Origin of the sequence: Granulicella sibirica, from assembly GCF_004115155.1 — a bacterium.
Taxonomy (GTDB): domain Bacteria; phylum Acidobacteriota; class Terriglobia; order Terriglobales; family Acidobacteriaceae; genus Edaphobacter; species Edaphobacter sibiricus.
In genome coordinates, this window is the sequence record NZ_RDSM01000005.1 from 150,233 (window position 1) to 164,581 (window position 14,349).

The 14,349-nt window shown below is 59.8% G+C and carries 8 protein-coding genes; all 8 read right to left on the reverse strand.

What is annotated here, in order from left to right; genetic code table 11:
* Positions 1-236 precede the first annotated feature (236 nt).
* Entirely contained in the window at positions 237-1,361 is a 1,125-nt protein-coding gene (locus tag GRAN_RS23155; protein ID WP_128915446.1) for a lipocalin-like domain-containing protein, read from the reverse strand.
* Positions 1,351-3,909 carry an ABC transporter permease gene (locus tag GRAN_RS23160; protein WP_128915447.1) on the reverse strand — a complete coding sequence of 853 codons (2,559 nt, stop codon included), beginning with the start codon at positions 3,907-3,909 and terminating at the stop codon, positions 1,351-1,353. The genes GRAN_RS23155 and GRAN_RS23160 overlap by 11 nt, the downstream gene beginning before the upstream one ends.
* A 1-nt stretch (position 3,910) precedes the next feature.
* On the reverse strand, positions 3,911-4,741 hold the full coding sequence (locus tag GRAN_RS23165) for an ABC transporter ATP-binding protein (RefSeq protein WP_206662836.1): 831 nt from the start codon (positions 4,739-4,741) through the stop codon (positions 3,911-3,913).
* 486 nt (positions 4,742-5,227) lie between these two features.
* The gene (locus GRAN_RS23170) at positions 5,228-7,195 is read right to left on the reverse strand and encodes a dynamin family protein (protein WP_128915448.1); all 1,968 of its coding nucleotides are present in this window, start codon (positions 7,193-7,195) and stop codon (positions 5,228-5,230) included.
* Positions 7,192-8,271 carry a hypothetical protein gene (locus GRAN_RS23175; RefSeq protein ID WP_128915449.1) on the reverse strand — a complete coding sequence of 360 codons (1,080 nt, stop codon included), beginning with the start codon at positions 8,269-8,271 and terminating at the stop codon, positions 7,192-7,194. The genes GRAN_RS23170 and GRAN_RS23175 overlap by 4 nt, the downstream gene beginning before the upstream one ends.
* Complete coding sequence (locus GRAN_RS23180) at positions 8,268-10,574, reverse strand: dynamin family protein (RefSeq protein WP_128915450.1); 2,307 nt, start codon at positions 10,572-10,574, stop codon at positions 8,268-8,270. Before GRAN_RS23180 ends, GRAN_RS23175 begins: the two co-directional genes overlap by 4 nt.
* Positions 10,575-10,659: 85 nt before the next feature.
* Positions 10,660-11,658, reverse strand: coding sequence for a M48 family metallopeptidase (locus tag GRAN_RS23185; RefSeq protein WP_161571132.1), 999 nt, complete (start codon positions 11,656-11,658; stop codon positions 10,660-10,662).
* A complete protein-coding gene (locus tag GRAN_RS23190; protein ID WP_128915452.1) occupies positions 11,651-13,786 on the reverse strand; it encodes a dynamin family protein in 2,136 nt (711 codons plus the stop codon). Before GRAN_RS23190 ends, GRAN_RS23185 begins: the two co-directional genes overlap by 8 nt.
* Positions 13,787-14,349: the final 563 nt, after the last annotated feature.

Genomic DNA, 14,349 nt, shown 5'->3' on the forward strand with positions numbered 1-14,349 from the left:
TTGCGAGAGCTTATAAATTCGTTTCACAATGCCGGTCTAGGTTCGCTCCCGCTCCAGCCCAGCGGGCTTTCCTTCTACAACTCCGATTACAACATGGTGGCAAAGCGCAGCTGTCCGGTGCATCGGTGGCCTTGCTGCTCCGGTACGCTGCCTCAGGTTGTGGCGGATCTTGGGATCAACACGTACCTGCGGGAGCCGGGCGCGCCATCTGGGTCAATCTCTACCAGCCGTCTGAACTATCTAGGGAGGACCGGCTGGCCTGCTTTTGCGTATCCTGTCATCTCCAGATATCCGACTCCGCTCAAGGGAGACTGACTGCGTTGGCCTCTTACGTCGATGGCTCCCTCCCAGTAGGAGGGTCCGAAGTTTCCCGTCAACTCCTGATCCTTGAGCGGCGTGGTCACATCAAGTTCCATATTCAAGCGCGGAATGGAGACGTGCCAATGAAGCGGGTAGCTTGCCTTGGTGGCCGGGCTTAGCCATTTGCTTTCTGAGTCTGAAACGGGGATCATTGCGAAGTCTTTGGCTGACAGGAAGAGTGACTTGCCGGTTGCGTCGATGTACGTGCCTGAGGAGTATGGATCGATAGTGCCGTCGGCGTGGCGCAGTCGGTAGAGCATGAGTTCCGTGCCTTCTTCGAGTTGAACGCTCAGCCAGTCCCAGCCGGTTTCGGCGGCTGCCATGGAGCCGGTGAAGAACTCGTGATCCATCCAGGAGGTTCCGCCTACCTGGTAAGCTTTGCCGTCTATATCGATGGAGCCCGAGGTCGTCAGGCGAGTCAGCGAAAAGTATTGGGATGCATGGCCCGCGCCTTCAGCCTTTTGGCTTACCCCGTTTGGGCCCTCGATCGTAGGCGGTTTTTTGGGTATGAGCTTGAGCGCGATGCTGAACTTGCCGGCGATGCCGCGCAGGTCTTCCTCGTGCTCGGCGATGTGCGCCTGCCAATTACCGTTCCAGACGATCCCGGTCTGGCTGTCGACACCGGCGACGCCAGGGCCGGTGCGGTTGAGGCGCTCCTCGTTGTAGAAGTGCTGGCCGTTGATATCGCTGAGAGCAAGATGGGCCATCCAAACGTCGTGGACAAACCAGGGGTGACTGTTATCCGCGCGCGAAACGCCCTGGCGAAAGAAGGTCAGTTCATATCCAAAGCGACGGCCGTTGGAGGACTTTAGATGGCCGGTGTAATACCACCACTCCGTCTGGAAGTCTTCATGGTTGAAATAGTCTCGCGGGAACTCGTAGGTGTAGCCTGCCTGCGCGATCTTGTAGCTCTTTGCGGACTGGTTTGGGGCGGCACGGTCTTGCGAGGTGGCGCACACTGCGCCGAGGAGGAGCAGGAGTGCGATGCACTTATTCCTCATGCACGACCTCCATGGGATCGAGGCGAATGGCGATCCGGGCGGGGAAGAGGCCGGCGAGTACGGTAGCAATGTAGACGACGGTGAGCGAGCTGAGGAGAACTTCGACTGGCCAATGAAATTGGATCGTCCAGCCGAAAGACTGCTTATTGATCACGTAGATCAGCACAAGCGAAAGGACGTAGCCGAGCACGAGGCCGAGCACGTTGGCCAGGAGCCCAGTCAGGCCGGCTTCGACGAGGATCAGCTTACGAATCTGTGCGGAGGTGCCCCCGAGATAGCGAAGGACGCCGAACTCCCTGCGGCGGTCCATGACAATCGAGAGGAGTGCGCCGGCAATGCCGCCGATAGCCACGAGGATGGAAATCGCCTCGACAGCATAGGTAATGGCGAATGTCTGATCGAAGACGCGGATGGCTTCATGGCGTATTTCGCCATTCGAGAGCATCATGAGGCTCTTATTGGCAATGGCATTTCGAATCGCCGCACGTGTGCGCTCGAGGTCGGCCCCTGGTTCGAGATATACAGCTAGATTGGTTGGCTTCGTGTCGGGAAGATAACGGATCAGCGTGCTCCAATCGACCACGATGAAGCCTGCTTCGTGTCCGTAGTCGTAGAAGGTATCGATCACGCGGAAGGTGACTTGATGCTCCCCGATGGGGAGGGTGATGGAGTCGTCTGCCTTGACGTGGTGCTTGTTGGCGAAGGGTTCGCTGACGACTGCGTTGTTGCCTGAGGCAAGCTCTCGAATGACGTCGATGCTCGATCGGCCTGAAAGGAAGGTAAGATTTTGGCGAGGGATGCTTCGACTCTGGCTGGCCCCGGCAAGCGACGCGGGCAGACCCTGATATTGAATCTCATAGGCACGCAGGCGGCTGACACTCTCCACGCCGGGAGTCGCTGCGATTCGGTCGGAGGTCTCGAGAGAGATGGTGGGATGCCGGTCGCCCCCCATGGCTCCGGCGGGAGCGAGATAGAGGTCGGCCGGAAGCTCGCTGTCCAGCCAGGTCAGTACGGTCTGGCGGAAGCTTCCAACCATGATGCCTACCGAGGTCATCATGGCGATGGCTGTGGCGAGAGCTGCTACAAGGACCGAGGTTCTGCGCAGCGAGCCGCCCAGGCTACGGGAGGCGATGAGGCCCTCAACTCCAAGCATGCGAAGGAGGCCGCCTGAGCCTAGGGATGTGGCGCTATGGACAAGCAGAGGAGAGATCAGGGCGGCTGCCGCGACAAAGAGCAACGCGGACAAGTAGCCGAACAAAGGCTTCCCGGCTATGGAGGGGAAGAGAGTTGCAAGTGCCCCCAGAATGGCGAGCGCCAGGGCGATTCCCGCATCATGCTTCCGTTCGACGCGCACTTCAAACTCGCGGCGGCCGCGGGCCATTGCTTCAATCGGCGGGACCATGCCGGCCTCTCGTGCGGGGGCGAAGGCGGATGCCAGAGCTACTCCGATACCGGCGACAAGGGCAAGCGCGACCGAGCCTGCGGAGATCTTCATCTGGCCTGGACTGCTGGAAACGTAGAGAGCGTTGACTGTGGTGGACAGCATGCCGACGGCTCCCGCGGCGAGTGCACGCCCGAGGGGCAGAGCTGCGAGGGAACCGGCTGTGCCGTAGAGCGCGGCTTCAAAGAGAAAGGCACCCATGACAGCTCCACGGCTTGCGCCCAGTGCGCGCATGGTGCCGATATCGGCGCGTCTGCGGACAACGGAGACGGAGACCGCGTTATAGATGAGAAAGGCTCCTACGAGGAGCGCGATGCCGCTGAGCATGGTGAGATTCCAGCGGAAGGCTGCGAGCATGTGCCGGTTGGCCGCGGTCTCTGTTCCCTGGGCATTGAGCAGGACGCCCGCTGGGAGAGCCTGCTGCAACTTGCTCTGCCATGCATCGAAATTAGCCGCGCTGGGAGTCTTGATCAGGATGCGATCGACTCGGCCTGACTTGCCGGTAGCAAGCTGCGCAGCTCCGATATCCATGAGAACTGCTTCTGTGCCCAGCTTGCTTCCGTCCGGCCCTGATTCTGGGATCAGGCCACGAACCGTGTACGCCTGAACGTGGTCGTTGATGAGCAACTGGACACGGTCACCTACGGCTTTGCCTAAGCCATGGGTTAGCCAGACTGCGTCAGGATCGTTGATGTATCGGAGTCCCTGGATCGCTGTGGCATCCTGAGCGATCGTGCCAACAAGGGTTCCGGCGTTGCTTGTCTCGGCGACAACGTCCACTCCGATCAAGGGAACAGTCTCGCCGGTCGAAACAAGCATCCCGTGATCCTCGATGCGTGGACTGATGGAGAGCGGGTAAGGCAGTCGTGCAACCTCTGCAACGACCGATTCGGGCAGGCCGCCCGCCGCGGTAATCTCAAAGTCATCCTTGCCTGCCAGAGTCTCCATCGACGAATGGAAGGACCCTGCTGCGGCGTCGCCTGCAAGGTTGATCGCAACTACGGCCGCGTCGCCAAGGGCTACAGCGAAAAAGATAATGAGGGCGCGACCAGGATGGCGGAAGACGGGCCGAACGATGAGGCGATAGAGGAGAGCGAAAAGACCCATCTCACGGTCTCTCTTCTACGTTTTCGCCTTCAGACACAACACGACCGTCACGCATGTGCACGATGGTGTCAGCCACCGATGAGGCCTCTGTGCTGTGCGTGGCCATGAGGACCGTGACCTGCTGTTGCGAGCAGATGCGCTGCAACAACTCGAGAATGACATTGCCGGTCGAGGTGTCGAGATTGCCTGTAGGTTCATCGGCAAGAACGATACGTGGATCGTGAACCAAAGCCCGGGCGATGGCGACGCGTTGCATCTGTCCGCCGGAAAGCTGATGAATCATGCGGTGGGCGTAGTCGGCAAGGCCAACGTCGGAGAGCCGCGCCATCGCTTTGTGGTGAGCTTTCCTCTCGCCAGCCAGGAGGAGAGGAACCTCAACGTTTTCAAGAACGCTCAGTGTGTTCAGCAGTTGAAACGACTGAAAAACGAAGCCGATTTTCTCACGACGCAGCCTGGTGAGACCCGCCTCATCCAAGGTATCGGTCGCAATCCCATCCAGCCATACACGGCCCGAGGTGGGGAAGTCCAGAGCGCCCGCCAAGTGAAGAAGGGTGGACTTGCCACAGCCGCTGCGACCCATTAGCGCGACGAAACGACCCGATCCAATCTCAAGAGAAACATCGTCGAGGGCGCGGACAAGTTCGTCTGCATTGGTGTATCGCTTACTCGCGTGCTCAAAAGCCAGGAGCGGTATAGGACTGGCTGGCGCTGCGACTGTATCGGATTTAGTTTTCAACAAAGCTCCGGGCTTGTCATCTCTTATGCCTTCATACTTATTGAACACCACAAGGGCGGCTAAAGCTGGCGGAGAATGGCTCCATTCTTCACCCAATCAAACCAACGGTCCATCCTGGTTCTTCAGGTGCTTCCTAACGAAGCTTACAGTCTCCTCGTACGTCTCCGGTGCACCAGCAAGCGGTCTGGTTGATCGCATACTCAAATTCGCCGACACGCTTGTAAGCGTCAAGAGATATGCCACCTGCGTTCGCCGTGTTCAAAGCCTCCATATTCTCTCAGCTGGAGTAGCCATCGCCGAACCATCTGATGGCTTCTGCTAACACTCCTCGAACATGCGCCATAGGAGATGTTGTAGAACAGGCAAGCCCTCTGACGAACTGATCCATCGCGAGTCGTAATCGTCACCGGCGTAGCTAATGAAGATATCGTAGTCAAAGCCCGGGACGTAGGGCATCTATCTACCCTTTCGATCCGGCGTCATCGAAGCGCCGGGAGTAAGAATCTCAGGTAGCGAGCCTTTGGCCCTATGCCTGGAATCGGGGCCTGCTGAGAAGCATGCCGTCGAGGACTAAGTAGACGATCAGATTGCATTGATCGAGCATTGCATATCCTGCAGGCGCTGCCGCATCGATAACATCTCGGTCGAGAAGCGGGTAAAGCGCTCCTGGTCGGCAAGGCGGGAGTTGGCACGGCGCTCGCGCGCGGAGTTGGCGAGGGCGAGCTGATGGTCGACTTCGGTAAGGGCAAGCAGGAACTGGTGGTCGAGGACTGCGTAGTAATGGGAGATCAGGATGTTGAGAGACGCGCGGTGAGCCGGGAGACATCTCTGCCAATAAACCGCGGTAGCCTCACTGAAGGCGGTCCGGACCAGTCCTCTGAGATTGTTCAGGCGGAGCTGGTCGGTGACGGAGCGGGTAAAGTTGGGCCCATAGGGAGCTTGGGGGGTGATGCTGACATCGTCGGCCCAATCTATGGAAAACATCAGCGATTGCGTGAAAGCAGAACAGCGTTCAGCCTCTTCTTCATCGGGAAACAGGTTGGCAAAGATGATTTCCGTTTCGGGAGCTTCGAGTCCTGCGTCGAGGCCGAGCCTGCTGGCCATCGTTGGCGCGGGTGAAGGCGGCGCAGGGGCCAAAGAGGCTTCGAAACCAAGGGAGAGGTGAAGCATGACACGGTCGAAGATGCTGATGAAAAGAGACAAATTGGAGATGACCGGGGACAGTCCTTTACCAAGCGTGGATAAGAGCGATGAAGCAGCCGACTCAATAGCTTCATCGAACTCTGTCTTGAGGTGATCAGCGAGTGCGCGAAGATAAGACGAGAGCGCGGGGATTTCCAAGTGCTGTACGCCGAGGTTCAGCGAGGGGTACGTTTCCTCGGCGACGCGCTCAAACTCTCTAGGAAAAGCTGTGATCAGAGTACGCAGCGTGATGGAGGCGTGGACGCGCTGCTCTTCAATGCGGGTGCGAGAATCGGCGATGAGCCACTGGAGGGATCGCAGGATGTGCGGCGCGTCGTCTTCGAAGGATTCGCCAATGGGCAATAAGGCGGCGTTGAGGCGGGAGTTGAGCTCCTGGGTGAGTTCCACGGCGAAGCCGTTTATACGCTCGGCAGCGAGACGGAGTGAGACAAGGCCGCTCTCTGAAGAGAGGAAGTCTTCAAGGGCGCTTTCAAAGACGGGCAGGCCGCTGCGTTGAAGAGCAGCTTCGTCTCCGTTCATTTTTGCCTGCAGGGCATCGTAGCCGGATACAGCGAAGACGCGCGTCTTGGCGGTGCGCAGGAAGTCTGCGCGGGCGTGCTCGTCGGGAAAGAGCGTCGCGACGAAACGTGCGACCGTGTCTTCGATGCGAGAGGTGACCACGGCCAGGATGCGTTCCCGCTCGCCGGGCGTGCGGATCTTGTCGATGCCGGTGACGACGAAGAGGAAGCTGCGCAGGCCGTACTGGGTCATGGCCAATTCGAGGAAGGAAGCTTCGGTCTGAGAGAAGGGCGCGGTCGCCATGAGAACGAAGACTGCGGCGTCAACACGGGGCAGGAGGCGAAAAGTAACCTCGCTCATAGCGATCTCGTCGGAGAGGCCGGGAGTGTCGATGATGTCGATGTTTTGCTTGCAGAATGGAATGGGGTAGTACACGTTGGCTTGCTCGACGGTGGCGGCCATGGCCTCCGCTTCGGGTGTGAGCTTGGTGACGTAATGTTCCAGGCGAGCGATGTCGATGGCCTGTTCCTCCGTGGCACCACGAAAGATGACGCTGGCGCTCGGTACGAGTCCATACGTGATGCGATTGATGGTGGCGGAGGCGGGCGCAATGTCAGCGGGGAGGATGTCCTTGCCAAGAAGGGCATTGATGAAGGTGCTCTTGCCGCGTTTGAACTCGCCGACCACGGCGATGATGAACTTATGCGTCGTGATGCGGTCGCGCATCTCTGCCGTGCGGGCAGCTAGGTCCGGCATGCCGATGGTGGCGGCAAGAGCCTGGAGGCGATCAAGGTCCGCGACGAGGGCGAACTCCGCTTGACGGTGGGTGAGAAGGGAAGGATGGCTCATTTAGCTTGGGAAAGCGCTTCGGCGCGCAGAGCTATGGCCTCGACCTCGAAGCGAATTGCGTCGTTCTGGAGGCCGCCGGATGCGATTATGCCGGAGGTCTCTGCGAGTAGGGTGTGCTGATCCGCAAACCAGGCGTCGATCTCGAGTTTGAAGACGGTATAGCGGCCGCTGATAAAGTTGAACACATGTTGGACGGTGACTGCTCGTTGGATCTCCCAAGCTTCGTCGATGAGGGCGAAGGTGGCGGCAAGGGAGGCCTGCCGGAAGGCGTTGGAGCGATCGGCGCCGGGAGCTGCGGGTTTGCCCGGGACGTCTACGCGGAACTTGCGTAGAGCGGGAGCGATCGGGGCCTGGAGAATGGTGGTGAGCTCCAGGAGTAAAGGAAATGGAGGTTCCGTTTCGGCGGCGGGCTCAGAGTAGACACCTACTTGCTCGAGTAACTGCTCCTCCAGGCGAGTGGCGCGGTCGAGGAGCATGCCAGTCATCTCTCCGGTACTGGGTTTCTGCTGAACGGCGCGGACCAGTTCATCGCAGGTCAAGAAGAGCGCGAGAGATTTGCCAAGCTCTTCGAGGAGGGCAGGCAGTAGGCTCGCGTAGAGCTCGCGAGCGAGGGAGGCGGATGCGTTGCGGAATGCCTCCATCAGCTGACGATGGAGGCGTGAGGAGGGGTCCGGCGCAGGTGAGCTGAGGTCGGCCGGCGAGAGGCGGAAGTCCGCAATCGACCTTATGGCAGCACGCTGCCAGAGCAGAGGCAGAGATTCGATCTTCTGCCGGGCGGCCTCACAGGCTGCGGCCGCTGCACGATCGAAGTCCGCCATCTCGCGGCGGTTCATGAGCTCAAGCTGACGGAGGATGGAGGCGAAGCGCTGCCAGGATTCGGCTGACCCGTGGATGGGGGAAGGGGGTCGAGTCAGATATTTGCTGATGGAGAGACAGGCAGAGCGGATCTGGGCGGCCTGGGCATTCGGCTCGGCGTCCGAGGCGGCGTCGATCGCGGCGGCTAGGCTTTCCATCTGGAGCGAGTCTGCGAGCTCATGGAGACGGTCAAGGTACAGGCTGGCTTCGTAGAGACTCATGCTGCGGGATCCTTTGCCTCCGGCCAGAGGCGGTCCTGAAGAGCGGCAAGCCTGCCGCCCGCCTCTGCGACGAGAGTTGGGATGGATTGAAGAGTTTCACGCTGCCATGATGTGTCGTCTCTGGCCGTGAGCAGACGACCCTGGCGGAGGGCGTCGAGCGAAGTGTCAACACGTTCCTGCTGGCGGGCTTCAAGCTCCTGCGCGACGCGGTCGGCGATGCCAGCGTAGATCTCGTCCATCCTGGCGCGGAGAGAGCGGCGAAGCTCCGGGACGGCGTTCAGGAAACGCTGCTGAAAGAGGAGGGACTTCTCGCGCTCGCGGCTCTTGCTCTCAAACTGTCGCAAGAGACTGCCGGTGATGCCGAAAACTTGTATCTGCGTGAGATCGAAGAGCAAGCTGGAGACGTCCACTCGCTCCCAGAGGGAGTCGTCAACGGCGACGCCGGGCTCTGCAGTGTGGCTGACGCTGCTGGTTTCGTCGAAGGGCCTGCGCAGGGCCGGTCCGGTCGCTGCGTGGTCTCCGTCGAGGGAAAGCGGGCAGTTGGCTGCGCCGGCGAGTTCACTGAGGATCAGTGGCCGGTGAGCGTCTAGGCAGCGGTTGAGGGCCGTGCGGAGGCCGTCGGCCAGGAAGAAGGGGAAGTGGCGCTGGAGGTCGGACGAGCTGACCGTGGCGAGGCTACGGGCGCTTTGTTCGAGGCGGTTGATGAAGCCGTCGATCCAGCCCTGAGCCTCTGCGGCGAGGTCGAGAATGAAGCTGTGAACCCGTTGGGAGTGTTCTTTGAGCTCCGCGTGCAGGGGCGAGGCCGGGTCTTCGCAGACTGTAATAGCGGATTCGAGATGAGTCCTCTCCATCTCCATGGAGCGGGTGAGCTGGTCGGCGTGGCGAGACACTGTCTGGATGAGCTTTGCGAGGCCGTCAGCGGCGCGGTCGAGCTGGACGAGCTCCCGGTCACGCAGGACGGACTCCTGCAGGTGGGCGCGGAGCTGGACGAAGCGGGCGGCGAGGGACTCCGCCCGCTCGGGCCGTGGACGTGGCTCGTTGTTCAGGCGAGCGAACTCATCAAAGGCGCTGACCCCGAGAACGGTGGCGTCGGGAAAGAGCTGGGCGACGCGGCGGTTGAGGTTGTTCATGATGCTGGAGACATCCTGCTCGTCGCGGAGCTTGTCCAGCATGTTGACCACGAAGGTCATCTTGCCGAAGTCCTGGGGGAGGACAGCGAGCTTGAGAAAGGCGCGCTCGGATTCCGGAAGGGGGTCGAGGGCGGAGAGGACGACGAGAACAGCGTCGGCGTGAAACAGGTACTCCTGAATCCGAGCTTCAAAGCGCTCGAGGGCATCGCCAGTGCCAGGAGTGTCGACGATACGGAAGCCGCGGAGCCAGTCGATGGGAACACGGAGGTCCAGGTGGGTGGGCTCGGCGGGGAGCCTTGCGAGGAGTGGGGCAAGATTTTCATGCTTGAGCTGGTCCGGGTTAAGGCCGAGGCGGCCGCCGCCTGGAAGGTGAGCTTCGATTCTGAGCTGAGGTCCGAAACGGATTTCGTTGATCGTGATGGTCTCCGGGGCGACATCCGAGGTGACAACCTCCTGCTGGAGGAGCCCGTTGATCAGCGTGGATTTGCCACGCTTAAATGGACCGATAACGGCGAGAGTGAACTCGCGGTTGAGGCGGTCGCAGATCTGCTCCTCATGGCGACGCCAGCGGTGGAGAGTATCGCGACCGAAGACGCGCTCCATCGACTGGCTCTGGATGGATTCGGAAAAGCGCTTGAGGAGTTCAAGGAACTCCTTCCGCTGTGCTTCAGGCTCGTAGTAAATGGTCCCCGAAGAAGGTGTTGGGGATGAGCTTTTTTCGCCGGGTGGCTGGCATGCGGCGAGTGCAGCAGCCCGAGAGGCAATTTCGGTGAGTTGCCCGAGGATCTGCGGCCCATCGCCGGCCCAGACAGGCTTCTTTTCGCCCACTGCCACTTGCAGCTTCCTGAGCCAGGGGACGCTCTGCCAGGCACAGCTTTTGGCGATGATGGGGAGGACCGTGAGTTGGTGGGCATCGCGGCGTTTGAAGATGGCCGGCAACTCGACGTCGAGGATGAACTTCGAGTTGAGGAAGTCTGCGGTGATGAGAAGAATGGCCATAGACGATCTGTCGATGTGGTCGAGGATCTCGGGTTGCCATTCTTCGCCGTGATGAAGGTGGTCGTCGACCCAGAGCTCAAAGGAGTCGCCGCAAACCTTGAGCTGCGTGGCGAGCTCGTTCTTTTCCGCGATGTCCTTTCGGCTGTAGCTAAGAAAGACAAGAGGTTTGGTCAAGAGCTCATCCTCTCTGATCGTCTAAGGTGCTCTCTCTCAATCGTTCTGGGCAAGGGCTTGAAGCGGAAGTCTGCGCGTGTTGTCTTCAGTTGCCGAGCAGGCCGGCGGCGATGCTGTCGGTTTCAGCTTTCGACTTCAATTCGGAGGGCCTGCCAAGGTCCGGCCTCCACTGATAGAGGAGATCGCATTGCGTGAAGACCTTGAGGGCCTCAATGCGCTTCGGGAGGACGGGGTGGGTCGCGAACCACTCCAGGAAGCGAACAGGGGACTCGCGGGTCTGGTTGAGCTGGTCGGTGTAGGCATCGACGTTGATGCCGCGAAGCGATGCAGCTCCGCCGGTAGCAAGGCTGGCAAGAGCGGTCTGGGCGATCGGGAAGTCGCCGCAGCAGATGAGCCCGGCGCGGTCGCAGGTGACCTCAGCAGCTCGGCTCCAGGATAGGAAGAACATGCGCAGCGCACCAGCGACAACGCCAGTGACTAGCCTGGCCTGACCGAGGGTGGAGATGACGTCGTAGGCCACGCCAAGCCCGACCATCTTCTGGCAGATGAGGCGGGCGAGCGGATTGGTGAGATTCTGGACGGCGGTATTGTAGGCTCCATGCAGGTTGTGGACGTGGCCGCACTCGTGGCCAACGACGAAGAGGAGCTCGGGCTCGGTGAGCTTTTCAACGAGTTCGGACGAGAGAACAAGCATCGGGGCGACGTCATCAGTGGCGATGGTGTAGGCGGAGAGCTCCGGTGAAGCCATGATGTAGATGCGGGGGATGCCGATGCCGAGGCGGCGGGCGCAGTTCTCGCCAATGGCATGGAGGTGGGGGAACTGGCGGGGGCCGACCGCCACCATTTCCATGGCGTGGATGTGTTTCTGGATGGGCTCCGTTGCGGCGGCAATCGAGCGCACGAACTGGCGAGCGGCGCCGATGGAGGCGATCTTCTGGCGGAGGGAGTAGTCAAGGCCATAGGCGTAGTCGGCGACACCTCCGGGACCAGTGTGGGCAGAAAGATTGCGGTCTCGTTCCCGGGCGAACGTGGCGAAATCCAGACTGACATCGAGAGTGGGATCGAGAGTCTGGAGCTTAGACATGGGTAATCTCGGCCAGTTGGTTGGAGAGCCGGAGAGCCTTGCTGCGGATAGCGATGACCTCATCACGAATCTCTTCGGATTCCTGGCGGCTGCGCTGGTCGAGAACCTCATTGCGGGCGCGGTTGTCGCGGAGGCCGTCGAGGGTAGCCTGGGTCTGGTCGATGGAGCGGCTGAGCTCGCCAATGAGGCGGTCCTTGAGGGTCGCGAAAAGGTTCTCGTTATTTTCGTCAACAGAGTGGGAGAGGTTGCGGCTCCTGACCTCCTCGTCGATGCGCTGGAGGATCTCCTTGCGGTAGCGGGTCATGAAGCGCTCGGCGCGGTCCTCGCTGAAGGCCCAGCGCGCCATCTTGCCTCCGGTGAAGATCGAGATGAGCCCGAGGCCGATCATGATGGGAAGCGAGAGAGGAAGACTGATCGCTCCGAGGAGGAGGCCGCCGACGAAAAAGGTTCCGACACTGGCGACTCCTCCGACAGCCGCGCCCTTAAAGCCGGCTTCGCGATAGCCTGACCATATCCCCCCGAAGCCGGTGAAGACGGAGATGGCGGCGACGATGGCCTCATTGCCGCGCGTGGCCTGTTCGGATGGATCAAGCTGCACGGTGCCGAACTGCTGCTCGATGCCGCCGAGGGTCTCTCCAACGTTAACAGCGAAATCCTTAAGACGCTCGATCTCAACCTGGAAATCCCGTTCGATTTCGAGCTGAAGTGCTTCCGAGGAGCGAAGGACGCGCAGCTTAACGGCGCTGCTGATGCGCTTGTTCAGGTCTTCGGTGAAGGCGGGTAGCTTGTCCTTGGTGAGATCGTCTGAGGTCGGATGGGTTGCGTCGATGACCTCTCCAGCGGCCGCAGCGAGATCGTCGCCAAGGCGGGCGACCATGGGTAGCAGGCGCTGCTGCGTGCGGAATTTGGCATTATCGATTTTACGGATCTCGGCATCACGGCGGCTACGAAGGCTTTCGAGTTCCGCGACGGCCTGTTCGTACTTGGCCTGAAACTCATGCTGAGCCATGCTGATGGCACCGAACTCGATATTCAATTTCTTGACGATCTCTTCACTCGTGGCGAGGATGCGATTCGCGATGACCTGGAGTTCTATGGTGCCGCGACCGTGAGTGAGGAACTTTTCAAGCGCGGACGTGAACTCGGAGAAGCGGCTCTCTTCCATCAGCTTCTTGTTATCGCTCTCTTGGGCCTCGAGTGCCAGGGCGGAGGAGAGCGGAAAGACAGTGGGGTTACCGATCTGCTGGCGATAGCGCTTGAAGTCTTCGCTCGCAGGGTCAAACTGCTCCCTGAGGCGCATGTCAACGGCATCGGTGATGCGCTTTTCAATCACCTTGACAATTTTTTCGCGATCGCGCGGGGAGCGCAGGCGATCCATGGCGTTGACCACAAAGAGGACGCGGCCGAGATCGTTGAGCAGCAAATGGCGGGTGAGGAACTCGCCTTCGTAGTGGTCGAAAGGAGCTTCTGGCATGATGACCAGTATGGCGGCGTCGACCTTGGGCAGGACGGACATAGTCACGGCGGTCATTGTGTCGTCATCGTTCAGCCCCGGGGTGTCGATAATGTCGACATTGTTGCGGCAGTACTCGGTGGGGTAATGGACGATGGCTTCTTCCACCTGGGCGGCATTCGATTCGGACTGCGGGGTCAGCTTGGTAACGTATTCGGAAAGCTGGGTGATGTCGATTTCTTCGGTGCGAGCCTGTTCTCCGGGCTCGGCCTTGTAGTGGATGGTGACTGAGGGTCGAAGCGCGTAGGTGACGCGATTCAAGGTGGCGGAGCAGGGCTCTACGTCCGACGGCAGGATATTCTTGCCGAGCAACGCGTTGATGAAAGTGCTCTTGCCACGCTTGAATTCACCGACGACAGCGATGAGGAAGCGTTTGTTCTCGATGCGGCTGAGCACCTCGCGAGTAAGGTCCACGATCGAGGGATTAATCTTAGTTTTTACGGAGAGATCGATGATGCGTTTGAGGTCTGTGACGCAGCCGAGTTCGATACGCTTGTAGGACAGGAAATCATTGGGCGAACCGCCAGCCGGTGCAGATGAGTCGGGGTTATCTTCCTGGGACTGCGTCTGTGCGTGGATGGTCGATGACTCTTCAGCGATTCTCGAATCGGACATTTTCCCCCCTTCGTAAACGGTGATATCTGCTTGGCCTCGGGTTGATAGATACTTCCTGCAAGAGCATGCAGTTTGAAATCGTGCTGAGTGAGGGCAAACCGAGCTACTTCAAGGAGTTTAGGAGCTAGATAGCCCGCCATGCTGCGTGAACTCGCCGTTCTGTCTGGCTGCAGTCTAAGAGGCGCGAGGGTGGCATCAGCATAGTGAATACTCTGTCGCCACGCCCAGCTATATAAGTCAGCGAGTTATCGATGCAAAACATAAGTTACCCGTAGAGCAATTAGTTTTGTAGCTGCGGATCGAAGCGTTGCAGCGTACAAGCCGACCTCACGACGGATCTCCATAGCCCGAAGTGAACGGAAAATGGCGCGAATGGCGCATGCAATTGGACAGCAGATATGATCGTGGACACAGAACCGTCATCTTGGGGCTGCGGGAACGAGCAAAAAGATACCGGAACACAGTCAGCAGGTCAATTCTTATTTACAGGCAGCCGATCTGATCGGGCTATGAGCCTGGCGTGCTTTTCCGAGCGCTTGTCGAGCATGTAAATGGCTGGATAG